The sequence below is a fragment of the Geomonas diazotrophica genome (assembly GCF_018919385.1).
Classification (GTDB): Bacteria; Desulfobacterota; Desulfuromonadia; order Geobacterales; family Geobacteraceae; genus Geomonas; species Geomonas diazotrophica.
In genome coordinates this window covers 1-24,375 of record NZ_JAHLMF010000007.1, presented here as the reverse complement: position 1 = coordinate 24,375, position 24,375 = coordinate 1, and the positions used below count along the sequence as shown (strand labels likewise).

General features: G+C 58.0%; 18 protein-coding genes. 13 read left to right on the top strand and 5 right to left on the bottom strand.

Annotated elements, in window-relative coordinates:
* From KOM00_RS09015 to KOM00_RS09000, 4 genes are all read left to right on the top strand, one after another.
* Window positions 1-1,422 (top strand): sigma-54-dependent transcriptional regulator, encoded by a 1,422-nt coding sequence (locus tag KOM00_RS09015; protein ID WP_216498593.1) that lies wholly within the window; start codon window positions 1-3, stop codon window positions 1,420-1,422.
* 377 nt (window positions 1,423-1,799) lie between these two features.
* A complete protein-coding gene (locus KOM00_RS09010) occupies window positions 1,800-3,089 on the top strand; it encodes a dicarboxylate/amino acid:cation symporter (protein ID WP_216498592.1) in 1,290 nt (429 codons plus the stop codon).
* Window positions 3,090-3,320: 231 nt separating this feature from the next.
* Complete coding sequence (mgtA, locus tag KOM00_RS09005) at window positions 3,321-5,864, top strand: magnesium-translocating P-type ATPase (protein WP_216498591.1); 2,544 nt, start codon at window positions 3,321-3,323, stop codon at window positions 5,862-5,864.
* 445 nt (window positions 5,865-6,309) lie between these two features.
* A complete protein-coding gene (locus KOM00_RS09000; protein WP_216498590.1) occupies window positions 6,310-7,815 on the top strand; it encodes a B12-binding domain-containing radical SAM protein in 1,506 nt (501 codons plus the stop codon).
* Between the two features lie 185 nt (window positions 7,816-8,000).
* On the opposite strand, the gene KOM00_RS08995 is transcribed toward KOM00_RS09000, so the two are convergent.
* Window positions 8,001-8,627 carry a TMEM175 family protein gene (locus KOM00_RS08995; RefSeq protein ID WP_216498589.1) on the bottom strand — a complete coding sequence of 209 codons (627 nt, stop codon included), beginning with the start codon at window positions 8,625-8,627 and terminating at the stop codon, window positions 8,001-8,003.
* Window positions 8,628-8,874: 247 nt separating this feature from the next.
* On the opposite strand from KOM00_RS08995, the gene KOM00_RS08990 reads away from it, so the two are divergent.
* Entirely contained in the window at window positions 8,875-9,402 is a 528-nt protein-coding gene (locus tag KOM00_RS08990; RefSeq protein ID WP_216498588.1) for a response regulator, read from the top strand.
* 800 nt (window positions 9,403-10,202) lie between these two features.
* Here KOM00_RS08990 and KOM00_RS08985 read toward each other — a convergent pair.
* From KOM00_RS08985 to KOM00_RS08975, 3 genes are all read right to left on the bottom strand, one after another.
* Window positions 10,203-10,661 carry a DUF1003 domain-containing protein gene (locus tag KOM00_RS08985; RefSeq protein WP_216498587.1) on the bottom strand — a complete coding sequence of 153 codons (459 nt, stop codon included), beginning with the start codon at window positions 10,659-10,661 and terminating at the stop codon, window positions 10,203-10,205.
* 127 nt (window positions 10,662-10,788) lie between these two features.
* Window positions 10,789-11,145 carry a sulfite exporter TauE/SafE family protein gene (locus KOM00_RS08980; RefSeq protein ID WP_216498586.1) on the bottom strand — a complete coding sequence of 119 codons (357 nt, stop codon included), beginning with the start codon at window positions 11,143-11,145 and terminating at the stop codon, window positions 10,789-10,791.
* Between the two features lie 97 nt (window positions 11,146-11,242).
* Window positions 11,243-12,136 (bottom strand): L,D-transpeptidase, encoded by an 894-nt coding sequence (locus KOM00_RS08975; protein ID WP_216498585.1) that lies wholly within the window; start codon window positions 12,134-12,136, stop codon window positions 11,243-11,245.
* Between the two features lie 330 nt (window positions 12,137-12,466).
* Here KOM00_RS08975 and KOM00_RS08970 point away from each other — a divergent pair, with 330 nt between their 5' ends.
* The 8 genes from KOM00_RS08970 to KOM00_RS08935 all read left to right on the top strand — a co-directional run bounded on the left by KOM00_RS08970 (window position 12,467) and on the right by KOM00_RS08935 (window position 23,466).
* Window positions 12,467-14,995 (top strand): PAS domain-containing sensor histidine kinase, encoded by a 2,529-nt coding sequence (locus KOM00_RS08970; RefSeq protein WP_216498584.1) that lies wholly within the window; start codon window positions 12,467-12,469, stop codon window positions 14,993-14,995.
* Window positions 14,992-16,374 (top strand): sigma-54-dependent transcriptional regulator, encoded by a 1,383-nt coding sequence (locus KOM00_RS08965; RefSeq protein WP_216498583.1) that lies wholly within the window; start codon window positions 14,992-14,994, stop codon window positions 16,372-16,374. Before KOM00_RS08970 ends, KOM00_RS08965 begins: the two co-directional genes overlap by 4 nt.
* Before the next feature lie 255 nt (window positions 16,375-16,629).
* Window positions 16,630-17,001 carry a hypothetical protein gene (locus KOM00_RS08960; RefSeq protein WP_216498582.1) on the top strand — a complete coding sequence of 124 codons (372 nt, stop codon included), beginning with the start codon at window positions 16,630-16,632 and terminating at the stop codon, window positions 16,999-17,001.
* 46 nt (window positions 17,002-17,047) lie between these two features.
* Window positions 17,048-18,460 (top strand): DegQ family serine endoprotease, encoded by a 1,413-nt coding sequence (locus KOM00_RS08955; RefSeq protein ID WP_236026849.1) that lies wholly within the window; start codon window positions 17,048-17,050, stop codon window positions 18,458-18,460.
* Between the two features lie 30 nt (window positions 18,461-18,490).
* Window positions 18,491-19,909 (top strand): DegQ family serine endoprotease, encoded by a 1,419-nt coding sequence (locus KOM00_RS08950; protein WP_216498581.1) that lies wholly within the window; start codon window positions 18,491-18,493, stop codon window positions 19,907-19,909.
* 96 nt (window positions 19,910-20,005) lie between these two features.
* Window positions 20,006-20,272 (top strand): hypothetical protein, encoded by a 267-nt coding sequence (locus tag KOM00_RS08945; protein ID WP_216498580.1) that lies wholly within the window; start codon window positions 20,006-20,008, stop codon window positions 20,270-20,272.
* A gap of 215 nt (window positions 20,273-20,487) precedes the next feature.
* Window positions 20,488-20,850, top strand: coding sequence for a SpoIIAA family protein (locus KOM00_RS08940; protein WP_216498579.1), 363 nt, complete (start codon window positions 20,488-20,490; stop codon window positions 20,848-20,850).
* A 12-nt stretch (window positions 20,851-20,862) separates the two neighbouring features.
* Window positions 20,863-23,466 carry a plasma-membrane proton-efflux P-type ATPase gene (locus KOM00_RS08935; protein ID WP_216498578.1) on the top strand — a complete coding sequence of 868 codons (2,604 nt, stop codon included), beginning with the start codon at window positions 20,863-20,865 and terminating at the stop codon, window positions 23,464-23,466.
* Window positions 23,467-23,505: 39 nt separating this feature from the next.
* Here KOM00_RS08935 and KOM00_RS08930 read toward each other — a convergent pair whose 3' ends face one another.
* Window positions 23,506-23,970, bottom strand: a complete 465-nt coding sequence (locus tag KOM00_RS08930) for a universal stress protein (protein ID WP_216498577.1) — start codon at window positions 23,968-23,970, stop codon at window positions 23,506-23,508.
* Window positions 23,971-24,375: the final 405 nt, after the last annotated feature.

The following is a 24,375-nucleotide window of genomic DNA, read 5'->3' as shown; positions in this document are numbered from 1 at the left end:
ATGATCGACTCACTGACCCCGGCATTCGAGATCCTCCTGGTGGACGACGAAGAGGCGTGGCTGCGCAGCATCAGCATGACCCTCGCCATGTCGGGAGGCATAAACAACGTGGTGCGCTGTTCCGATAGCAGGAGGGTCCTGGAGCTGCTCCGGTCCCGCCCCATCGGCCTGGTCCTATTGGACTTGAACATGCCGCACCTCTCCGGACAGGATCTCCTCCCCGCCATCATCGAAGAGCACCCGGAGGTCCCGGTCATCGTGCTGAGCGGGCTGAACCAGGTTTCGGTCGCCGTTGAGTGCATGCAGAAGGGGGCCTTCGACTTCTTCGTGAAGACCGTGGAGGAGGAGCGGCTGATCCAGGGGATCCACCGCGCCGTCCGGATGATCGACCTGCAGCGGGAAAACCGCGAGATGAAATCGCGCATCCTCAGCGACCGGCTGGAACACGCCGAGGCCTTCTCCGACATCCTCACGGCGGACCGGGCCATGCTCTCCATCTTCCGCTACATCGAGGCGGTGGCCGGCAGCAGCCAGCCGATCCTGATCACCGGTGAAAGCGGGGTCGGCAAGGAGCTGGTGGCGCGGGCGGTCCACAGGGTGAGCCGGCGCCCCGGCCAGCTCGTCTCGGTCAACGTGGCTGGGCTGGACGACCAGATCTTCAGCGACACGCTCTTTGGCCACACCAGGGGCGCCTTCACCGGGGCCGAACTCCCCCGTAGCGGCATGATCGAGCGGGCGGCGGACGGGACGCTGTTCCTGGACGAGATCGGGGACCTGGCCATCACGTCGCAGGTGAAACTGCTGCGCCTTTTGCAGGAGGGGGAGTATTTCTCTCTCGGCAGCGACGTGCCGAAACGGATGAACGCGCGGGTGGTCGTGGCGACCCATCACGACCTGGCCGCCAAGCAGGCGGCAGGCGAGTTCCGCAAGGATTTCTACTACCGCCTGTGCGGTCACCACATCCACATCCCGGCGCTGCGGGAGCGCCCGGACGACATCCCGCTCCTCTTCGACCACTTCCTCGAGGAGGCGGCCCGGGAGCTCAAGAAGAAGAAACCGACCGTCCCGAAGGAGCTGCCGGTTCTGCTGACCAACTACTCTTTTCCGGGCAACGTCCGGGAGCTGCGGGCGCTGGTCTACGACGCCATGAGCCGCCACGAGGCGCACATGCTTTCCCTTGAAACCTTCAAACGGGTCCTCGGCAAGGACCTGAACCGGCCGGTGCGGCTCAACGAGCAGGGGCAGCGCAGCGTTTTCGTCCCAACCGAACCGCTCCCCGCCCTGCACGAGGTAAGCGATCTCCTGGTCGCCGAGGCAATGCGCCGGGCCGAGGGAAACCAGTCCATCGCCTGCCGGCTGATCGGTGTTTCCCAACCCGCGCTGAGTAAACGCCTCAAAAAGACTGGGGATTCTTCACCGTAATCACCATCACCCAACGCAGTTTTACCCTCGCGCGCCGCCTCCGCGGCCGGGAGGGGCTCCGCGTCCCTTCCCTTCTGGCAACCCCCTATAACCTGACCCCTTTCTATAACCTCCCCAAAAAACGTCCCAACCACCAATAATCACACGAGTATTTGGCTCACGAGCCCGCTTTTCCGCCTGCAGGTTATACCCCCCTGAGCCTCCCCCGCCACCCTTTCACTCTTCAAAGGTAGCGCAATTACCGCAACTTACCGTTTCAGCGCGATGTTGGCAGTTGTCTTGCTATCTGCGAAGTACTGCAGGATGTAGAAAACTATTTTATGGGAAGCTGTGAAATTGGGGACCACGATGCAATTCAACTTGAAGGAGAACGCGGCATGAAAAAGAACAAACTGACCCTCTACATCCTGGTGGCGATGATTCTCGGAATCGTCGTCGGCTACTTCTGCAACGTTTCAGCGCCTGACGCCAAGGCGGCCAAAACCATCGCAGGGTATTTCGACATCATATCGGCGGTCTTTCTGCGCCTGATCAAGATGATCATTGCGCCGCTGGTCTTTGGCACCATCGTCTCCGGCATCGCCGGCAACGGCGACTCCAAAGCGATCGGCCGCATCGGGATGCGCGCCATGGCCTGGTTCCTCTGTGCCTCGGTGATCTCCCTGGTGCTGGGCATGGTGTTCGTCAACCTGTTCCAGCCAGGCGTCGGCACCTCCCTCCCCGCCCCGGCAACCGGCGCTGCCACCAACCTCAACGTCGCCGCCCTCAATTTCAAGGATTTCGTCACCAACATCTTCCCGACCAGCTTCCTCGATGCCATGGCGAAGAACTCGATCCTGCAGATCCTGATCTTCTCCGTTTTCTTCGGGTTCGCCATCGCCTCCTTCAAGGACGACACCACCAAGACCGTGGTCGCCTTCGTGAAGGAACTGGTGCACATCATGCTCAAGGTGACCGACTACGTCATGCGCCTCGCTCCGCTCGGGGTCTTCGCCGCCATGGCTTCCTGCATCACCGTCCAGGGGCTCGGCGTGCTGACCACCTACGGCAAGTTCATCGGGAGCTTCTACATCGGGCTGGTTGTCCTTTGGGCCGTGCTGATCGGGGCCGGCTACCTGTTCCTGCGTAACTCCACCTGGACCCTGCTCAAGATGATCCGCGAGCCGATGCTGATCGCCTTCTCCACCGCGAGCAGCGAGGCCGCGTATCCGCAGACCCTGGAATCCCTGGAGCGCTTCGGGGTTAAGGAAAAGGTCTCCGGCTTCGTGCTGCCGCTCGGCTACTCCTTCAACCTGGACGGCTCCATGATGTACCAGGCCTTTGCCGTCATCTTCATCGCCCAGGTCTACAACATCGAGCTTTCCATCTCCAAGCAGATCGCCCTCCTGCTCGTGATGATGCTGACCAGCAAGGGGATGGCCGGCGTTGCGCGCGCCTCGCTGGTGGTGGTTGCGGCGACGCTTCCCATGTTCAACCTGCCGGAGGCGGGCCTGCTGCTCATCATGGGCATCGACCAGTTCCTCGACATGGGGCGTACCGCGACCAACGTGATCGGCAACAGTATCGCCACCGCCGTCGTTGCGAAGTGGGAAGGAGATCTCGGGGCGGAACCGGAGACGGAGGAGGACGAAGAGATGGTCCTCGCCGCGCTCCCGGTGCAGGATTAGCAACGCAGTTAACAGAAGGTTCTGAGTGTAGGAGGTTCTGAGTGTAGGAGGAGTTCGGCGCCCGACCTCTACTGTTACAGGCGCCAGGTGAGAACCTGGCGCCTTTTTTATGCAAAGCCTTCTTCATTGGCATCCTGGCTCTTTGGAGATCGACACTGAATCTCAAAAAAATTACCGAATTGGGGTACAGTTTGGTGTACGTCCTTCGTAGGTCGAAAGGGGGTAGCCATCATGTCTGCAACCGTGGTCAAAACTGACCCCAGTTTCTGGCAACGTCCTATCGCCGCTCTCTTGGAGCAGTTGGCCGCGCCCCCTGATGGACTGGACAGTACCGAGGCGGCCCGTCGCCTGGTCCAGTTCGGCCCCAACCTTATCCATGGGGAGCGCAAAAGGTCTCTGATCCTGCAGTTTCTCGTGAAGTTCCGCAACCCCCTTGTCATAATCCTTCTGACAGCCAGCGCATTGTCCGCATTCACCGGTGACGCCACCAGTTTCTTCATCATCGGCACCATCGTCCTCATCAGCGTCACCCTCGATTTCGTCCAGGAATACCGGGCCGGACAGGCAGCGGAACGCCTGCGCCAGTCTGTGGCAGTACGTGCACAGGTGCTGCGGGATGGCAAGCCATCGGAGATACCGATTGCGGGGATGGTGCCGGGGGATGTTGCACTTCTCGCCGCCGGCGACCTGATTCCCTGCGACGGACGCGTGCTGGAGGCAAAGGACTTTTTCGTAAACCAGGCCCTGCTGACCGGGGAAGCTTTCCCCGTAGAAAAGGCACCGAGTGAGTTACCTGAAGAAACCGATGTTCTCGTCGCAGGGAACACGGTGCTCTTGGGAACGTCCGTGATAAGCGGCACGGCCAGGGTGCTTATGTGCCGCACCGGTCAGGACACCGAACTCGGCGCCATCGCCGACACCCTGCTTGCCAAGCCCCCCCCAACCGCCTTTGAACAGGGGACCCGCCGTTTCGGACTTCTCATCATGCGCATGACGGTGCTGCTCGTATTGTTCGTGCTGCTGGTCAACGCCTTCTTTCACCGCCCCTGGCTCGAATCGTTCCTTTTTGCAGTGGCCCTTGCCGTGGGACTGACCCCCGAGCTTCTCCCCATGGTTGTCTCCGTGACCCTGTCGCGGGGGGCCCTGCGCATGGCGGCCCAAAAGGTAATCGTTAAAAGGCTGGCCTCGATCCACAACCTGGGCAGCATGGATGTATTCTGCACCGACAAGACCGGCACCCTGACCGAGGCCCGCATCCATCTGGAACGTCACCAGAGCCCCCTGGGCAAGGAGAGTCGACGGGTCCTGGAATTGGCCTATTACAACAGTTACTTCGAAACGGGATTGAAGAGTCCCCTGGACGACGCCATTCTCGAGCACACCGAGATCGACGCGAGCGGCTGGCAGAAGATAGATGAAGTGCCGTTCGACTTCGAGCGGCGCCGGATTTCCGTGCTCTTGGACAACTCCACGACCAGGATGCTGGTGGTCAAAGGGGCTCCCGAAGACATCCTGCGGCTGTCGGAGCACTACGAGGGGGAAACGGAAGCGGATCAGCGTCCGCTGGACGCCGCGGCGCGTCAGAGTATCAACGCGCAATTCGAGGCGCTCAGCAACGAGGGGTTCCGGGTATTGGGAATCGCCACTCGGCAGGTCGGCCCCGCCCACCCCCATGCCGTGGTGGGCGATGAAGCGGATCTGGTCTTTGCAGGCTTTGCCGCCTTCCTCGATCCACCCAAAGTGAGCGCCAAAGCGGCCCTGGCCGGACTTGCCGCCGATCGGGTCGCGGTCAAGATCATCACCGGGGACAACGAACTGGTGACCCAGCATATCTTCGCGCAGCTCGGCCTTCCGGTGACCGGGGTACTGACCGGCTCGGAAATCCAGCAGATGGATGACATGGCACTCGCCGCGCGGGTTGAGCAGGCGAACCTGTTCTGCCGCGTGCCCCCTGCGCAGAAAAACCGGGTCATCCTGGCCCTGAAACGGCGGGGCCACGTGGTGGGGTATCTCGGCGACGGTATCAATGACGCCCCGTCCCTTCATTCGGCGGACGTGGGCATTTCCGTGGACAGTGCCGTTGACGTGGCCAAAGCGGCGGCGGACATGATCCTTCTGGAGCAAGACCTGGAAGTGCTCCATGCCGGGGTCCTCGAAGGACGCCGCACCTTCGGCAACATCATGAAATACATAATGATGGGCACCAGCTCCAATTTCGGCAACATGTTCAGCATGGCAGGGGCCTCGATCTTTCTTCCCTTTCTTCCCATGCTGCCGGTTCAGATCCTCCTCAACAATCTCCTCTACGACGTATCGGAACTCCCTATTCCGCTTGACGGGGTGGATGACGATTACCTAAGCCATCCCCGGCACTGGGACATGAACTTCATCCGAAACTTCATGCTGGTGATCGGACCGGTCAGTTCGGTCTTCGATTTCCTCACTTTCTACATCATGCTGACGGTTTTCCATGCCGGCGAGGCGCTGTTTCATACCGGATGGTTCATCGAGTCCATGGCCACCCAGGTGCTGGTCATCTTCATCATCCGTACCCGGAAGAACCCTTTCAAAAGCCGCCCCAGTCCCTGGCTGATCGCCTGTTCGCTCATTGTGGTGGCGCTGGCGGGTGCGCTGCCGTTCACCCCTGCCGGCGTGAGTCTTGGTTTTGTGGCTGTGCCGGGATACTTTTTTCTGATACTTGCCGCCATTTTGCTCGCCTATCTGCTGGCGGTGGAGGGCATGAAACGGTGGTTCTTCCAGCGCTTTGTCACATAGTGAAGCTCGCCAAGCGGGAAGGTCCGCGCTCCACGTTACAGGCGCTCCCCTCCCCCCCCAAAAAACCTCATTTGCTGTCAATCGAGGCTTTGTGTTCATTTTCGCCCCTTCACCGGCACGAACTGAACCGCGTTTGCAGGCCATGAGGCCGCAGGCCGGCCGTCGGCTCTCCGTCGTGCATTTTATTCGATTCATGATATAAAGAAAATGCGCTATCGACACCGCAGGCAGGATGCCGGGGCCTTTTGATTACCGCCCCTGGTGAAAAGCGGCACGCTGCTTCATGCTGTTTTTTCAGTTTCCCGGCCTTTACCATCTTGAAATCGCCATGTCGGTGCCTTTTACTAACGGGTCAGGATTCAACGCCGCAACGTCCTCATTTCCACCATCATCCCCTACCTGTTCATCTTCTTGATGGCTGCTCGTATCGCTCTGGGAGGGAAAAATGAAGGTCCTGTTCGTCTACCCGAAGTACCCGGATACCTACTGGAGTTTCAGCTATGCAATGCCGTTTATCGGGAAAAAGGCCGCGTTTCCTCCCCTGGGCCTTCTTACCGTTGCGGCGCTCATCCCAGACAGCTGGGAAATGAGGCTGATCGATCTCAACGTCGAGGGGCTTTCCGATGATGACCTGCAGTGGGCCGATTACGTGTTCCTCAGTGCCATGACGGTCCAGAGGGAGTCCGCACGTGAAGTTCTGAGCCGATGCGGCGCTCTGCGGATCAAGACCGTTGCCGGAGGCCCGCTTTTCTCGACATGCTATGACGAGTTCCCGGAGGTGGACCACCTGGTGCTCGGCGAGGCCGAGGTCACGTTACCGCGTTTTCTGTTGGATCTCGACCAAAAGACGCCGCAGCGGCTTTACCTCCCCGACGAGCGCCCCGACCTTTCGTGTACGCCGATCCCGCGATGGGCGCTGATCGACATGCGCAAGTACGCCTCTATGAACATACAATATTCACGGGGATGTCCCTTCGACTGCGAGTTTTGCGACATCACCGCAATGTTCGGCCACAACCCGAGAACCAAAACCACCGATCAGGTTATAGCCGAACTTAAGGCGCTCCACTCCAGGGGATGGCGCGGTGGGGTTTTTTTCGTCGACGACAACTTCATCGGCGATAAACGGAAGCTGAAAAACGAGGTCCTCCCGGCGATGATCTCCTGGATGGAGGAGCACGGACACCCGTTCTTCTTCTATACCGAGGCATCCATCAACCTTGCGGACGACCCGCGCCTCCTCGAGTTGATGGTCGCCGCCGGGTTCCAGGAGGTCTTCATCGGCATCGAAACCCCGGAACCTGATTCCCTGAGGGAAACGGGCAAACTGCAAAACCACGACCGAGACCTCCTCGCCTCGGTGCGCTTTATCCAACGGGCGGGGCTTCAGGTGCAGGGAGGCTTCATTGTGGGTTTCGACAGCGACTCGCCGGCCATCTTCGACAAGCAGATCCGCTTCATCCAGGAAAGCGGCATCGTTACGGCCATGGTGGGAATACTGATGGTCCTGCGGGGTACCAAGTTGCATAGCCGGCTCGCCAGCGAGGGAAGGATCATCAGCACTGCCAATGGCAACAACACCGATACCACCCTCACTTTTGCCCCGAAGATGAGCCCACAGGTGCTGATAGAAGGCTACCAGCGACTCGTGAGGACCATTTATTCCCCGGATTATTTCTATGAGCGCTTGATGACCTTCCTGAAAGAGTACCGGCTTTCGGGACCATCCCCGTTTTCCACGCTGCAGTGGCGGGACATCAGGGCATTTATCAGATCCATATTTTTTCTGGGGATTCTGGGCAAGGAGCGACTGCACTATTGGAAGGTTTTTTCCTGGACGCTCCTCACCAAACCGCGACTACTCCCGTTGACCATAACGCTGACCATCTACGGTTTTCATTTCCGTACCGTTTCCGACCAGGTCTGCTCCCCGCCGCGCAGCGACCGGTGAAAGGTGCCGGACTTGATCGAGGGGAGGGTCTCGGGAGAAAAAGGGAGGCATGGGCTGCGCAGTTCGAGCCAGACGGGACGTCTTCGCGACCGCCCGCGACGCAGCCTGGGCATTCCGTTTTTCCTTTGATCTGCCGATGCGGCATCCCAGCGGAGGCTGGAACAGCAGGCGATTTGGCAGGCATGCTACCTCCGTGGCCAGCCTTTGAAGCCGACGATTACCGCCAGGGAGAGGCAGAATACAACGCTCAACCCTGTCGACAGGAACGAAACGACAAAGGCGGCAAGATACATGAACGGCCCGAAGCTGAATTGCCTAGTGATCTGCTCAATATGCGCTGCATCTACGGTTTCCCCCCCTCCGATCAGCCTTCCATTTTTTGACGCGTAGCGCCACAACCCCTTGAATGCCACCGCCAGCGCGAAAAAAGTGCCGGAAAAAACGGCACCGGCCACTTTCGCTTCAGGGTGAAGCAGGTATTCCGCCACCAAGGCGGTCGGAAACGGCAGGAAAGTCACAAGCATCAGCACCAGACCGTTCAAGTACAGGAATGTGTGGTCGCTTGTCCGGACAAAAGTGAAAATCCGGTGGTGGTTCACCCACTTGGCAAGGACCGTGACAAAGCTCGTCACGAAGGCAAGGTAATGGGGCCACAGCGCCAGCAAGGCGGAACCCAGGCTATGACCGGCACCAAGCTCGGAAGGAGTGGGCACCTTGATGGTTAGGACAAGCAGGGTTATGGCGATGGCGAAAACTCCGTCGCTGAACGCCTCAATGCGCCCGGTTTCATTTCCTGTAACGCTTTCGGTCATGGTCTCCTCTGCTGTAAGCCGAGAGGTTGGCACAGAAGCACTCGCCCAAAGCTTCCATCCCAGTCGGCACAGGATTTCCCACGTGCCGGAAACTCTGAACGTCACACCTTGTTGTCTGGTACCGACGCACTCAGTTTTCAGCTTTTAACGGAGACGTAACACTCTGTTGTCACGACAGTTGACATTATAACTGCCCAGGAACGTGTTACAATGGGACCAACAGACAATAGATGGAGCCTGCGGACTGATGAGTGAGGACAAATTCATCCATGACGCGCGCAAAGACACAATTCTCGTGGCGGAAGATGACCCAAACGATCGGGTGCTCATGGAACGTGCTTTTAAGACCAGCCTCCTAAAGGCAGAACTGCGATTAGTGACATGTGGAGAAGAAGCCATTGCATACCTCAGAGGAGAAGGAGTGTTTGCCGACCGTTCAAATTATCAGTATCCCTCATTCCTTCTCACTGACTTGAAAATGTTTCCCGGTGACGGTTTTTCGATTCTCGAATTCCTGCAGGGTACCCCAGAATCTGCCATCATTCCCACCATCGTACTTTCATCGTCAAATGACTTGGATGACGTCAAGAAGGCTTATACGCTGGGAGCCAGCGCCTATATCGTCAAACCGCAGGATCCCGGCCAGTTGGTTGAACTGCTGAAGGTAATCGCCGCATTTTGGCTGATTTGTGAAGTGCCTGAGGTGGATGAGGCCGGCCGGCGGTTGCAGACAACCTGCCAAGGGAAATTGGGTGAAAGGTTCGCTAAACGATAGTGGAGGGGGGACCTGCATCGGCACAACAAAAAAGCCAGCTAGCTTTTAGGCTAACTGGCTGAGTTTGTTTGGTTGCGGGGACAGGATTTGAACCTGTGACCTTCGGGTTATGAGAGCAACCTGCCACCCCAATCCCACTTCAAGAAAATCAACAACTTGCTAAAATAATAAACAGTTAGCTACTCATAGACTGGGTTATTGTGTATCACATGTTAACCATGTTTGCAAGACTTTAGGGTACAACACAGGGTACAGTGAATTGGTGCAAAGACTGTCTGTCGATCGGCAGTCGAGTAGACCGGTTTCTCCTTACTAGTCCCAAGGATGGCACCTCTGTTACTGTCTGGTTTCCCCGACAGTTTCGTGCAGTACCCTTACTACTATCTCGGTTGTCCCAGCCCCCCCTCTCAAAACCGTGCTTGCGCTATTTACGCACATGGCTCCTCACATGGTCATTCACAAAGTGCCGAACATACTGACCTTGATTCGCGGTTGCCCCCGGGAAGGCAGACATCTCCTTGCCGTTATTGGCGATGCCTGTGTTGGCTTCCACAATTGGAACGGTGTCGCCCCTCCCATTGCGTCATTTTCGAGGCTCATTCCCTTCAACCTTTGTACCAATTGAGACACCATGAATAGGTCCAGAATGTCTTCAGGGTATAAATGAAGCAGTCACGGCTTACACGCATCCCGATGCCGGAAAGGCGGAATAAGAACAGTTCAGATGATAAGGCGCAAAGCGCGGGTACCCATGGGATTGTTCGGACCGGGAGGGACCAGGCAATTCCGTTTTTTTGGTTCTAATCGATGCGGGAAGGTTGAAGATTCTCTAACATTGCATGAATCTCAGTTATTGCAATGTTCTGCGCGGCAAGGTTGTCGAGTATTGCACGTATCTCTGTTTCTGCAGTCTGGTTGATTTCATAGTCGTTGTGGGCTTCAAGCCTGTCACGAGATGCCTGCCGGTTCTGGCTCATCATTATCATTGGGGCTGTGTAGGCGGCCTGCAATGAAAGCACAAGATTCATAAGAATAAAAGGGTAAGGGTCCCAGTGCTGTACCCATGCGGTCACGTTGAGCAGTGCCCATATTGTCAGTATGACTGACTGACCGATAATGAACTCCCATGAACCTACCTTCGCAGCAATCCAATCTGCTGCCTTCTGCCCTACGGTTAGTTGCTCCTTAACAACGTCATTAACGTTTCTTACTGGTCCATGTTCATGTTGATACGGTCGGGGAAAAGCTGGTCTGCGCATAATCACTCCTGTACTGGTGCGAAATAGCGATGTCATGTTCTTAAATCCAACCAAGCCGAAGCTATCCGCAGAATTCGACGTAGCGTGATCCCTGGGTAGAAATTCAAAGCCGATTCACATATCTCACTTAGGCCAGTAACATTTTCAGTGCGACAAGCAACATGATCCCACCGAATATTTTCTCCAGCATCACTGACGGAACACTGGTGGCAAGTTTTGCGCCGAAATAGCCCCCCATGACAAAACCGAGGCAGACGAGCGCTGCAATTTTGACATCTACAAATCCCTTCTGATAATAGGTCCACGCGGCCAGTATGCCGATTGGAGGTATCATGAGTGCTATCGTGGTCCCTTGCGCGGTCTGCTGCGAAAGCCCGAACAGGAATACCAGCGCCGGGACGATGATCACACCACCTCCTATGCCAATCAGTCCGCTCAGTGTCCCTGCAACTATTCCCAATAAGATGAAAGCAATTGTCATCATGCTAGACCTTCCCATGTTTAGTAAGGAACAAAATACAGCCAGACCAATCTACAGCAAGGGGCTATCTCATTTAATCGATTCGGGGTAAAGACTTGATTTACTTGGTTACATCGGTGACCACCCCAGAGTGAGAGATTAGTGCTGCGTGAAACTTTTCGGGGCCCACCAGGTTGGCGATCCCCTTCCGTTCCAGCAACTGCCATGCCTGCTGAGCCTGAGTTGCCACGCCATTTTCGTGTACCTCCACAAGGACGCGCCCACCGACCAGCGCCACTTTGACGGGTTGATTGACTATGACGACCCTTGTCCCAATCGGAACTCGCTTGAACAACTCCAGGATGTCTTCAGGGTATAAATGAATGCAGCCATGGCTTACACGCATCCCTATGCCGAAAGGGCGGTCCGTGCCATGAATCAGCACGGTTCCGATGGAAAGGCGCAAAGCGCGAGTACCCAAGGGGTTGTTCGGGCCGGGAGGGACCACCGCAGGCAATTCCGGTTTTTGGGCTCTGATCGAGGCGGGAACGTGCCAGGCCGGATTTTCGATCTTCTCGATTACGCGGTAGGTCCCAAGCGGGGTGTCCCACCCCTCGTCCCCGATGCCGACCGGATATGTGGCCACACGGTCTCTTTCCCGCTCGCTGAACAGGTACAGGCGCATTTCGGCGAGGTTTATCACAATACCGGAGTGCGCAGCCACGTCGGGAAGGAGCCAACTCGTCGGCAGGAGCACCGTGCTCCCGGAATCAGGAAGAAAAGGGTCCAGCGCGGGGTTGGCGCCGGTTATCGCGTTGTACCCGATGTCATGGGCGCGGGCGATCTCCGGTAAGGAATCATCACTTCCCGTCGTTGTCGTCTGCAGCCCCCCCCCTAACCCTTCATGGAATACGATGTCGGATGCCCGTGTCGACACAGGTGAACATGCAACTAGAGCGAACAGCAAGGCGAAGCCTAAAAATGGACCATTCAGCATACAAGGTAGAGCCTTCATAGTTATTCCCTACACGTGAATAATATTGAGGTAGAATACATCTAATTATTCACCCGGCTCTACAAAGTGCAACTCGTAACCTTTGATCGACTTCACCGTTGAAGGCATCCTTTGGGGGCCACAGGTGAAAGCGAGCAGGAACCGCCTATGCCAGTTGTTTCACCTCCTTTGCCCCCGGCAGTCAATGCCCGTCAAACTATCCTGCCGTTTGCATTACTGGCTATCGCCGGCCTGGTCGGCAACTATTTTGCCTTCACGTTCTTTTTGGACATAAAATTTTTCACCGGATCAATCTTCGCGCTCTTGGCCCTGCAGTTTATGGGGCCGCGTATGGGCTGCGCGGTGGCAGCTGTTGCCGGGATGGTCACCTGCCTTAACTACGGACACCCCTTTGTCATGCTGCTTCTGATAGCCGAAGTGGCCTCGGTCTGGTTCCTGGTTGCGCGCCGCAACATCAGCATGGTGCTCGCGGACACCTGCTACTGGCTTCTAATAGGGATTCCCGCGATCTACCTGATGTTTCATCTGGCGCTGCGGCTCCCCTACGGGAGCACGACGATGACCATGGCAAAGCTCACCGTGAACGGCATCGCCAACGCCTTGGCCGCTCGCATGCTCTTTATGGGATGGGCTGCCTACTCCCGAAGCGTCCCCCTATCCTATCGGGAAATAGTGCAAAACCTGTTTTCGCTCTTCGTCCTGCTGCCAAGCCTCGTCATACTCGCTGTTAGCAGCAGGGCTGATTTCAAGGAAACCGAACGCGCCATCAGCACCTCGCTGAATCAGGATTCGCAGCGGATAGACAAGCTGATGGAAACATGGGCGCTGAACCGAAAACAGAACCTTACCGTGCTGGCACAGACGCTTTCCGCGGCAACCTCAGGCGAAATAAGAAACTACCTGCTCCTTGCCACCGGCTCGGATCCCAGCTTCAAGCAAATAGCACTGATGGACGCGAACGGCGAGGTCGTTGCCTTCTACCCGCCCCCCCGGCAGGGTGAGTCGTCCGAGGTCGGCCTGAACCTCGCCGACCGCCGCTATCTGCCCCTGCTCAGAGCGTCCCTCACCCCGATTCTTTCCGATGTTTCCTTCTCCTGGAACGGATCTCCCCGCCCGCGGGTCGCCGTGCTCGCACCCGTTGTTAAAAAGGGCCGCTTTGCCGGTTATGTCTGCGGTGTGATAACCCTGCAGCAGACTCGGGCACTGCTGGACAAGTTCACCGAGCATACGGAGAAAATCTATACGTTGTCGGACAAGAACGGCAGGGTCATCATGACCAACCGTCCGGCAGAGCTCGGGGCGTCCCCCTCCATCGAAAACGCCGGACGGCCCCCGGGCTCCCTGCTGGGAAAGTGGCGCAGGGAAACCGACAGCTCAGGCGCCATGGTCACCGCGGCTGCCGATTACCGGTCGAAGATCGTGGTCGGGGAACTTGGCGAGTGGACTCTTACTCTGGAGCAACCTGCCGCTCCATTCCGGAGGGCACTGTACGCCAAGTACACCGAGAGGTTCACGCTTCTCTTGCTGGTGTTGATCATGTCGCTGGGACTGGCTGAATTCCTGAGCCGCCGCATCATGACCAACCTGGAGCAACTGCTTCAGGTGACGCGTGCACTCCCGTCCCGGCTTGCGTCCGGAGCTAGCGTCAGTTGGCCCGAGACCAGCGTCTTTGAAGCGAGCTACCTGATCGGCAACTTCAGGGAGATGGCCGATTCACTAAAGGATCAGTTCAAAAGGATCCAGGCCGCCAACGATGCACTCGCACGGCAGACTACGCTGCTGCAGGAAAGCGAGGAAAAGTACCGACTCCTCTTCGACAGCGCAAACGATGCCATCTTCATAACGGATATCGGCGGACGCATCCTGGAGGCGAATCCGCTGGCCATCGAGCGGCTCGGATATCCCCGCCCCGAACTTACCGGGATGTGCATCACCGAGGTGGAGACGAATGAGGAGCGGCGCCCGCGGGAAGAGCCCAGGGAGCGGCTGCTGGAAACCAAGTCCGTCACTTACGAAACGGCGCACAGACGCAAGGACGGTGCGCCGGTACCTACCGAGGTTAGTGCGCGGCTGATCCAGTGGGGGGACCGGCCGGTCGTGTTGAGCATCTGCCGCGACATTACCGAACGCAAACGGGCCTATGAGGCGCGCGTAATCGCCATGAGCGACCTCATCAGCGCCATCGCTCACCAGTGGCGTCAGCCCCTTTCCACCCTCGGCATGATCATCCAGCGCACCCATGCCCTGGGCTCGCGGCAGGAGCTTTCTCCGGAATACCTGGACGAGTTCAAGGCCAGCGCCATGCGTCAGATCCGTTACATGTCTGAAACCATCGACGAGTTCCGGGATTTTTACCGCCCTGACAAAGAGCGCCAGGACTTCTCCCCCGCAGCATGCATCGAGGAGTCCCTGAAGTTGCTGGAGGCCCAGTTCGCCCATCACGGCATCGAGGTGCAACTCACGAGGGGGCCGGGTTCGGATCTTTTGGTGCACGGGGGAGGAAACGAGTTCAAGCAGGTGATGCTCAACCTGCTGGGAAATGCGCGCGACGCAATCCAGGAACGCCGCAGCAGACAGCGAGGGCCGGAGCGGGGCATCATAAGGGTGACGGTGGCAAGCAACCGACCCGGGATGCTGAACATCGAGGTGAACGACAACGGCTGCGGTGTAAGCGAGGAGACCGCCCCACGCCTCTTCGCCCCGTACTTCACCACCAAAAAAGAGAGCGGGGGAACCGGCATAGGGCTTTACCTGTCCAGGACCATCATCGAAGAAAGCATCGGGGGGACCATCCGCTTCGTCCCCAATCAGGAAATGACAACCTTTCACATCGAGCTGCCCACGGGAAAACAACCATGAACGCGCTGAAGAAAGTCACCATCTTGCTGGTCGAAGACGAACCCGACTTGAGGCACGAGACTGCCGCCTTTCTTTCACTTTACTGCCACAGGGTCATCGAGGCCGCCAACGGAACCGAAGCCCTGGCGCAGTTTTCCGCACAGGCGCCGGATATCGTTTTAAGCGACATCCGTATGCCGATCATGGACGGTCTGGAGCTAACGGCAAGGCTGAAAGAGCTCTCGCCCGGGACTCCGGTGGTGCTGTGCACCGCCTTTACCGAAACCGGCTATCTGCTCAAGGCGATCGAACTCGGCATCAGCGCCTTCGTAAGAAAGCCGGCCGACGCCGATCAACTGCTGGCAAGCCTCACTAAGGCCGTGCTTCCCATAATCCAGCGACGCGAGATCGAGGGACTTTCCGACGAATTGAGGGCGAACCTGTGGGAACAGCTGGGTGGAGCGCCGGTTCAGCGTTCCATGGCCGACCAGGTGGCAAAGGTCGCGAGAACCTCGTACAACGTTTTGCTGCAAGGCGAAACCGGTACGGGAAAGTCGCGGCTGGCGGCCCTCATCCACTCGCTTAGTCCGCGCCGTGCCGCACCGCTGGTGACGGTACAGATGGGGGCCCTCCCGGTGACCCTGGTGGAAAGTGAGCTTTTCGGGCACGTCAAGGGCGCGTTCACCGGCGCCGATCGGACCCGGATCGGCCTCGCCGAACGGGCGGACGGGGGGACGCTTTTCCTTGATGACATCGAGTCCGCACCACAGGAACTGCAGGCCAAGCTGCTGCGTTTCGTCGAGGAGAAACGTTTTACCCAGGTCGGGGGAGCCGAGGAAAGAAAGATCGACGTAAGGATCATCGCGGCCAGCAACCTGAACCTTAAAGAGGAAGCGGCAGCAGGACGTTTCAGACAGGATCTCTACTACCGCCTGGCCGACACGGTGATCTCCATCCCCCCCCTGCGCTCAACCCCCGAAGCCATCTTCCCGCTCGCCCTGAGATTCCTCAGGGAGAGCTGCGAGGAACTGGGGCTGCCGTCCCCCCTGCTGGACGATGCCGCGATCAGCCTGCTCACCACGCTTCCCTGGCCGGGGAACATACGGCAATTGAAAAGCCTCGTGCGCAGGGTGGTCCTGGAAACGGACGGGGTGATCCGGAGCAGCGACATCGAAGCACTTGCCGATCTCCCCGTTAAACCTGAGGAGCGAACGTCGGCAGAGATACTTCTTCCCCCACCGTTTCCCTGTACCATGGAGACGATGGAGCGCTGGACCCTGGAACAGGCTCTGCGCCACTGCGGCGGCAAACGCATGAAAACCGCGGCGATGCTCGCTATGAACTACTACACCTTCCGCCGCAAACTGGAAAAATACGGTCTTGCCGGCACCGAGGAGTGACGGGGGATCTCCCCCCACTCCCCCCACCTATCCATTCGCGCTATCTATTTTCGATACCACTATCATCGCAGGACACTCCCGCCGGTCGCCACCTCCGACATAACACCATGAAATCACATAATTCTACATCTGGCACGCCGCATGCTTTCAGGAATGCACATGCCCCAGTGCACAAGGCCACCTACCTGGGCTGTGCCGCACCGCACGATCGGCTGGTGGTGCCGGGCTAATATCTGACAGAGGAGGTAATAAGCTATGAAGAAGGTGACGATGCTGGGGCTTTTAGGATTGGTACTGGCAATGTCGGGATGCGCGACGGACAGGTATGTCCAGGGACAGGTTGATCCACTGGCAGATCGACTGACTAAGGTCGAAGGCAAGGTGAACGCTTTGGAGACGCGGCTCACCTCAGATGAGGCTAAGCTCGAGCAGTACCATGCCCAGGACGGCGCCAAGGCGGATCGTGCCGTGGAAATGGCTGGAAAGGCACAGGCTGACGCACGTGACGCCCTTGCCGCGGCAAATAAAGGCGAGGCTGCTGCCAAGTCTGCGGACCAGGCCGCCAAGGAGGCCGAAAAAGAGGCGAAGAAAGCGGAGAAGATCTTCCGCCTGGACCAGAAAAAATAGCCCGCCTGCCTGAAGCACTAGGGAAAAAGGAGCCTGGAGAATTTCCATGAAACAGAGAATCCAACTGATACTACTGGCAGCCGGTTTCGCGGCATTGACCATGTTCGGCACGACGGCCCTGGCCGCGCCGGCGCCGGGGAAACATCCCTTGAGGCAGACTCCGGACTACGTGAAGCTCGCCGCGGACCTCACCCCGGCGGTGGTGAACGTAAGCACCAGGAAGAGCTTCAAGCCCGCCCGCCCGCAGTCATCCCCGCAGAACCGGGGAAACCGGGACCCGTTTGAGGACTTTTTCGACCACTTCTACCGCGGCATCCCCGAGCACTCCCAGCCGCAGACGAGTCTCGGCTCCGGGGTGATCATCAGCGGCGACGGTGAGATCCTGACCAACTACCATGTCATAGCCGATGCCGACGAGATAACGGTGAGGCTATCCGACCATCACCACTACAAGGCCAAGGTGATCGGGACCGATGAAAAACTGGACGTGGCGGTGCTGAAGATTTCCGCCAAGGGCTCCCTTCACGTCGCGCCGCTGGGGGACAGCGACCGGATCCGCGTAGGGGACTGGGTGATGGCGATCGGCAACCCCTTCGGCCTGGAACGTACCGTGACCGCCGGGATCATCAGCGCCAAAGGAAGGGTTATCGGCAGCGGTCCTTACGACGATTTTCTGCAGACGGACGCCTCGATAAACCCGGGCAATTCCGGCGGACCGCTGATCGACGGCAAGGGTGAGGTGATCGGCATAAACACGGCAATCATCGCTTCCGGCCAGGGAATCGGCTTTGCCATCCCGATCAACATGGTCAAGTCGGTGCTTCCCCAGTTGCAACTAGGGAAAAAGGTGACACGTGGCTACCTCGGTGTAAAGGTGCAGATGGTGACCGATGATCTGGCCAGTTCCTTCGGAATGGACGAGGCCAAAGGAGCCCTGGTAGCCGAAGTAACCAGCGGAGGACCGGCTGAAAAGGCAGGCGTCAAGGCGGGCGACATCATAACGGAATTCGACGGCAAGGCGGTGCGTGATATGAATGAGCTCCCGCGTCTCGTGGCAGGGACCGCTGCGGGCAAAAACGTGCACCTGAAACTGCTCCGGGACGGAAAGACCATAGACAAAACAGTCACGGTTGCGCTCCTGCCGGCGGATGGCGAGGTTACGGCAAAAGCGGAGGCGTCCAGCATAGGCATTGCCGTACGGGACCTCACCCCGGAGTACGCCGCGAATGCAGGGATTTCCTTCCGCAAGGGGGTCGTTGTCACTTCGCTCGAAGCAAACAGCACTGCGGAAGCGGCAGGTGTACAGGTAAACGACGTGATAACCGAGGTAAACGGGACGAAGGTGGCGACGGCAGCGGAATACGATAAAGCCGCAGCACAGCTCAAAACGGGGGGTACGGCCAGGTTGCTGCTGAAGAGAGGGGAAAGCTCCCTTTTCGTCGCCTTCCGCATCCCCTAAAAGCCTGCCGCAGGCAGGCGAGGTGAAGTCATGAACCATGAAAGACCGACACGCATACTCCATGGACGGACCTGGGCACTCGTCTTGGTGATCCTGGTGCTGGTTTCCGGGTGCAAGAACGCACAGCAGGCGTCGGTAGTCGCGTTCCCGCGCTCCTTTTCGGAACTCGCTCAAAAGGTGCAACCCGCCGTGGTGAACATAAGCAGCACCAGTACCGTCAGGATCCCTGGCGATCCTTTCCGCAACTTCTTCGGGCAGGACGGGGATACACCGGGCTTGAACGATTTTTTCGGCAATTTCTTCCACGACATCCCTGACCGTGCCGTGAAACAGCAGAGCCTTGGCTCGGGCTTCATCATCGACCGCGGCGGCTACATCATCACCAACAACCACGTAGTCGACAAGGCGGACGAGATCAGAGTCAAGCTCTCTGACAGCAGGGAATTTTCGGCAAAGGTCGTCGGCCGCGATCCCAAGACCGACCTCGCTCTGATCAAGATATCGTCGACCTTCAAGGCACTTCCGGTACTTCCTCTTGGGGACTCAGACAAGATGAGGGTGGGCGACTGGGTTCTGGCGGTCGGCAACCCCTTCGGGCTGGAACACACGGTGACCCAGGGGATCATCAGTGCCACGGGGAGGGTGATCGGCTCCGGTCCTTACGACAACTTCCTTCAAACCGATGCCCCGATCAACCCCGGCAACAGCGGCGGCCCCCTGATAAACATGCAGGGTGAAGTGATCGGCATCAATACCGCCATCATCCAGGGTGGGCAAGGGATAGGGTTTGCCATCCCAAGCAACCTCGCCAAAACGGTGAGCGAGCAGATCAGGGAGAAGGGAAAGGTTACCCGTGGCTGGCTTGGGGTAACAGTGCAGACGGTCACCCCGGAGCTCGCCCAGTCACTGGCTCTCAAGGAACCCAAAGGAGCCCTGGTATCTTCGGTGGTGGCCGGCAGTCCGGCGAGTGCAGCTGGCATCCACACCGGCGACGTGGTGATCTCCTGCTACGGACATGCAGTGACCAACGCCAACGACCTGCCGAGAATCGTCGCCGAGGCACCGGTAGGTAAGGAGATAGCTATCACCGTCATCCGGAACGGAAACGAAATCCCGCTGAGAGTGACTTTAAAGGATGCCTCTACGTCGGTGGCAAGTCGCCCGGCCTTGGCCTCCGAGGAAGATCTCGGTCTCACAGTCAAACCGCTCGATCCGCTACGGCAACAACGCAGCGGGCTTCCGAAAGGACGGGGGGTGGTAGTAACCGATGTCGACGAGGACGGCCCTTCCCGGATTGCCGGGATACGCCCCGGCGACATCATCCTTGAGGTGAACCGCAAGATCATCCGGAACACACATGATTTCAAACAAGCCCTCTCCGGACACGGGACCCCGGTGCTAATGCTGGTACACCGGGGGGATGCGGAGTTTTTTGTCACGATCGGATGATCGAATCGTGGGCGTCACAGCCTCAGGGAGAACCCCATGAGGAGCGAAAAAACAGGTACATAACGACAACATTGAATCAACAACAGGAGGTGCACCATGTTAAGAACGGTAGCAGCACTAACAATGGCAACGATGGTCATGACCAGCATTCCAGCTCTTGCCCAACAAGGCAAAGATGAGTGCCTGCTGGCATCTCAGAACTGCAAGGACCAGGTGGACAGCATTCAACAGAAAATCGCAAAACTGAACAAAGAGATCGCGAAAGGGAAAAAGGTGTACACACCCACAGAGATCAAGGTGCTGCAAGGAAAACTAAGGGAGGTCAACAACCAGTTGGACGATCTGCTGAAACCGGGGCACTGAGCAGCACGGCACGGATAACAGCATGTAAGAGAATGTCTTGCAGCAGTCCCTGAGGCTGCTGCAAGACGGTTATTACTGTTTGGGATTGGGACGCTGCCCTGGAAGAATGGGCCGGGGGCGACTTTGAAGGCCGATATTGGGCTAAAGTGCGCAGCCGAACAATACACGGATGGTACAATGTCACGGAGGGAGCAATTTAAGAGCGGGAGGCGACCATGCTGGTGCGAATCAACGAACTGCCTGACGACATGCTCGAATTTGAGGCAAGGGGAGAGGTGACCGGGGCCGACTACCGGTCGGTGCTCATTCCGGCGGTTGAGGAACTGTTGGCTCGGCAGATGAAGATACGGTTCCTTTATCACCTGGGGAACGAGTTCACCGGTTTTGAAGCGAAAGCCATGTGGGAGGATGCCAAGGTTGGATTGCAGCACCTGGCCGCCTGGGAGCGGGTGGCGGTGGTCACGGACGTGGCGTGGATCGCCACGGCGGTCAAGGGGTTCGGCTTTTTCATGCCCGGACAGGTCAGGGTGTTCACCAACGACGACCTGAAACAGGCTCGACGCTGGCTTAGCGAATAGAGGGGGGGCGCCGTGACCAGAAGCACCGAATCGTTCTCATCCTTGTCCGTTGAGGATACCCTGCTTGAGTTGCGGACGGACAGGGCCAAAGGCCTCACATCGAGCGAAGTGGGCCAGAGGCTGGAACTCTACGGGTACAACGAAATTCCCGAAAAGGTCGAGTCTTTGGGGCATAGGATACTGAGACGTTTTTGGGGACCGATCCCGGGGATGATCGAAGTCGCCGCTTTTTTGTCCGCGTTAGTCGCCAAATGGGACGATTTCACCATCATCCTGGTCCTCCTGATGACCAATGTGGGGATAGACTTCTGGCAGGAATCGAAGGCCCTTAACGCCCTTACGGTACTGAAAGAGAGGCTGGCTAAAAGCGCGATCGTGCTCCGCGAGGGCGGGTTCAGCACCATCGATGCCAAGAGCCTTGTGCCGGGTGACATCATCAAGGTCAAGATCGGCGACATGATTCCCGCGGACATAAAACTCATCGCTGGCGACTACATCCTCGCGGACCAGTCGGCGCTGACCGGAGAGTCTTTGCCGACAAGCAAGAAGGAAGGCGACATAGCCTACGCCAATTCAGTGGTGAAACAGGGGGAGATGCTCGGCGTCGTCATCAACACCGCGCTAAACACCTACTTCGGCAAGACGGTGTCCCTGGTCGCTCAGGCGCAGCGGGAAGAGAAGAGCCATTTCCAGAAAGCGGTCATCAACATCGGCAATTACCTTATCATGCTTACCGTCTTCCTCGTGGCGCTCATCCTGTTCACGGCGATGTTCCGTCACGAGAACATGCTGGAGATCCTCAGATTCGCGCTGGTCCTGACGGTCGCCGCGATTCCCGTGGCAATGCCTGCCATACTTTCGGTGACCATGGCGGTGGGTGCCATGAACCTGGCCAAGAAGCAGGCGGTGGTCAGCCGTTTGGTCGCCATCGAGGAACTTGCCGGGGTTGATATCCTCTGTTCCGACAAGACCGGCACCCTGACCCAGAACAGGATGACCGTCGCGGACCCGTTACCGGCTAAGGGGCATGACCTGAACGAACTGCTCCTCTGCGCCGCCCTCGCCTCCCGGGAGGAAAACGACGACCCGATCGAACGCCCCATCTTCGACCTGCTTAAGTCCCGCGGCGGAACCGGACTTACTCAATACAGGCAGATATCCTTCACTCCGTTCGACCCGGTGAACAAGAGGACAGAGGCGATTGTCGAAACAGGGGGCGAGCGTAGCGTCGTCACCAAGGGGGCCCCGCAGGTGGTTTTCTCCCTCTGTGACGAACATTTCGAGCGCCTTGAGATGGCGCGACGGGTTGAGGAACTCGCCGAGAGCGGTTTCCGGACCCTAGGGGTTGCCAGGAAACGGCCCGAGGATCAATCATTCACCTTCCTAGGGCTCATCCCCCTTTTCGACCCACCCAGGGAGGACTCGCGCAGCACCATCGATGAGGCCAAACGTCTTGGTCTCGATATCAAGATGGTCACCGGCGACAACATCGCCATCGCCAGGCACATAGCCGAGGAGCTCGGAATCGGCGCTGAAATTTCGAGCTCGCGGGAACTCAGCGGGGCAAGCACCAGGGAGCTGGTTCTTTTGGGTGAGGTGGTTGCAAAGGCGGTATTGGGAAAGCTGTCACCAGACGTGGAAGAAGAGGAGGCGCAGCGCTTCGGCAGGTCGGTGGCGCAGGCCCTTGAAAGGGAATTCGGGGCTTTGGCCTTGCCCAAGGGGTACGTGCAAAGTCACGAATCGGAGATCATCACGCTTATCGAGGGTGCCAACGGATTCGCCCAAGTTTTCCCCGAGGACAAGTACCTCATCGTGGACAGACTGCAGAAGGGAGGACACATCGTAGGCATGACGGGCGACGGCGTCAACGACGCTCCCGCCTTGAAAAAAGCCGACGCCGGCATAGCGGTCGCCGGAGCGACGGACGCCGCAAGGGCCGCGGCCGATCTGATTCTGCTCTCCCCGGGACTGTCGGTCATAGTCGAGGCGATAAAGGGAGCTAGAATCACCTTCGAGAGGATGAAAAGCTACAGCATCTACCGGATCGCGGAGACCATCCGGGTGATTCTTTTCATGACCGCCTCGATCCTCATTTTCAACTTCTACCCCGTCACCGCGATCATGATCATCATACTGGCGTTTCTTAACGACATCCCGATCCTCGCCATAGCTTTGGACAACACCAAGGTCGATGATCGGCCGATCCGGTGGAATATGACCGAAGTGATGACCATAGCAACCGTGCTCGGCGTCCTGGGCGTCATCGCGAGTTTCGGGATCTTCTACCTCGCCAAACTCTACCTGAAGCTCCCCCCCGACGTGGTGCAGAGTTTCGTCTTTTTAAAACTGGCCATCGCCGGGCATCTAACCATATTCGTGACCCGTACCGAACACCGGTTCTGGCAACCTCCCTACCCGGCCTCCCTGCTCTTCTGGGCGGCAGTCTCGACCAAGGTCGCGGCCACACTCTTCGCGGTCTACGGCTGGTTCATCGCACCCATCGGTTGGCGCTACGCCCTGCTGGTCTGGTGCTACGCCCTTGCCTGGTTCGTCATCAACGATCTGGTCAAGATCGAGGTCTACCGACTGCTACGCAAGGGGCGGGTCATCGCCTGACCCTCCCCTCTCTGCGTCAATCGCCGCTCAACGTTTCCACTATCCTGCCGGACGAGGCTCATGCTTCATGAGGAGAATGGAGCAAGGCAGCGTCCTGATCAGCCCGTCGTTCTCGGGGAACAGCAGGTTTTCAAGCCGAGACTGCTCGTGGGCGAGGACGACCAGCAGATCGATCTTCTCCTCCCTTACTATCCTGGTGATTTCGGGGAGCGGGTCTCGGTCCGTGACCAATCCGGTGACCGGCAACGTTGTCGGCACCTCTTCCCTGATCGTCCGCTCCAGTTCCTCCCGGGGTTGCTCCTCGATGCTGCCGATCGTTTTGTATTTTTCTCCCTTGATGAACAGGCTCGGCGCGTTCACCGCCTCCTGGTCCACAGGATTCGAGATGACCCGCAGCACGAGGAGATCGGCCTGGAAGCGTGTAGCCAGCGTGACTCCGTAGCGCACGGCGTCCCTCGTGTACTGGGAAAGACGGTTCACAACGAGAATTTTTTTGAATCTCATGGCTTTTCCTCCGCAAAGTGCAATGAAATAAAGACTCCTTATCGGCGCCTCTCCATTCATTATACGCTTTGCGGATACTTTGCTGAATTCATTAGTCTGTCGCCGGTGCGCGATGAACCGGGGTCCGGTCGCAGCTAAGAAGCCTACCTTTTGACCTTTGTCGCCAATGTTTACTTCGGATGCCATCCGACACAGCTTCCGGCTGGGGATTCTTGCTGATCGTGGACTCATTCCTGCCGGTGGTCACAGTCATCAGTTGCCTCTGTGTGAGGTGGCCGGGGTTTGTGAGACAGCCTGATGGGCGCAATAAGCAATGTCCCGTCGATGTGGGAATTACCGGCGTCAGGCTGCCGGCCTCAGGTTCTCAAGTCCTTCGAAATAAGCCTCATCCGGGGTCTTCTTGTC

Excerpts from the sequence above, each read along its gene's own strand:
- KOM00_RS08965 (WP_216498583.1), top strand. The coding sequence starts at position 14,992 with ATGAACGCGCTGAAGAAAGTCACCATCTTGCTGGTCGAAGACGAACCC.
- KOM00_RS08970 (WP_216498584.1), top strand. The coding sequence starts at position 12,467 with ATGGGCTGCGCGGTGGCAGCTGTTGCCGGGATGGTCACCTGCCTTAAC.
- KOM00_RS08930 (WP_216498577.1), bottom strand. The coding sequence starts at position 23,970 with ATGAGATTCAAAAAAATTCTCGTTGTGAACCGTCTTTCCCAGTACACG.
- KOM00_RS09015 (WP_216498593.1), top strand. The coding sequence starts at position 1 with ATGATCGACTCACTGACCCCGGCATTCGAGATCCTCCTGGTGGACGAC.
- KOM00_RS08955 (WP_236026849.1), top strand. The coding sequence starts at position 17,048 with ATGAAACAGAGAATCCAACTGATACTACTGGCAGCCGGTTTCGCGGCA.
- KOM00_RS08960 (WP_216498582.1), top strand. The coding sequence starts at position 16,630 with ATGAAGAAGGTGACGATGCTGGGGCTTTTAGGATTGGTACTGGCAATG.
- mgtA (WP_216498591.1), top strand. The coding sequence starts at position 3,321 with ATGTCTGCAACCGTGGTCAAAACTGACCCCAGTTTCTGGCAACGTCCT.
- KOM00_RS08995 (WP_216498589.1), bottom strand. The coding sequence starts at position 8,627 with ATGACCGAAAGCGTTACAGGAAATGAAACCGGGCGCATTGAGGCGTTC.
- KOM00_RS09000 (WP_216498590.1), top strand. The coding sequence starts at position 6,310 with ATGAAGGTCCTGTTCGTCTACCCGAAGTACCCGGATACCTACTGGAGT.
- KOM00_RS08985 (WP_216498587.1), bottom strand. The coding sequence starts at position 10,661 with ATGCGCAGACCAGCTTTTCCCCGACCGTATCAACATGAACATGGACCA.
- KOM00_RS08940 (WP_216498579.1), top strand. The coding sequence starts at position 20,488 with ATGCTGGTGCGAATCAACGAACTGCCTGACGACATGCTCGAATTTGAG.
- KOM00_RS08990 (WP_216498588.1), top strand. The coding sequence starts at position 8,875 with ATGAGTGAGGACAAATTCATCCATGACGCGCGCAAAGACACAATTCTC.
- KOM00_RS08980 (WP_216498586.1), bottom strand. The coding sequence starts at position 11,145 with ATGATGACAATTGCTTTCATCTTATTGGGAATAGTTGCAGGGACACTG.
- KOM00_RS09010 (WP_216498592.1), top strand. The coding sequence starts at position 1,800 with ATGAAAAAGAACAAACTGACCCTCTACATCCTGGTGGCGATGATTCTC.
- KOM00_RS08945 (WP_216498580.1), top strand. The coding sequence starts at position 20,006 with ATGTTAAGAACGGTAGCAGCACTAACAATGGCAACGATGGTCATGACC.
- KOM00_RS08950 (WP_216498581.1), top strand. The coding sequence starts at position 18,491 with ATGAACCATGAAAGACCGACACGCATACTCCATGGACGGACCTGGGCA.
- KOM00_RS08975 (WP_216498585.1), bottom strand. The coding sequence starts at position 12,136 with ATGAAGGCTCTACCTTGTATGCTGAATGGTCCATTTTTAGGCTTCGCC.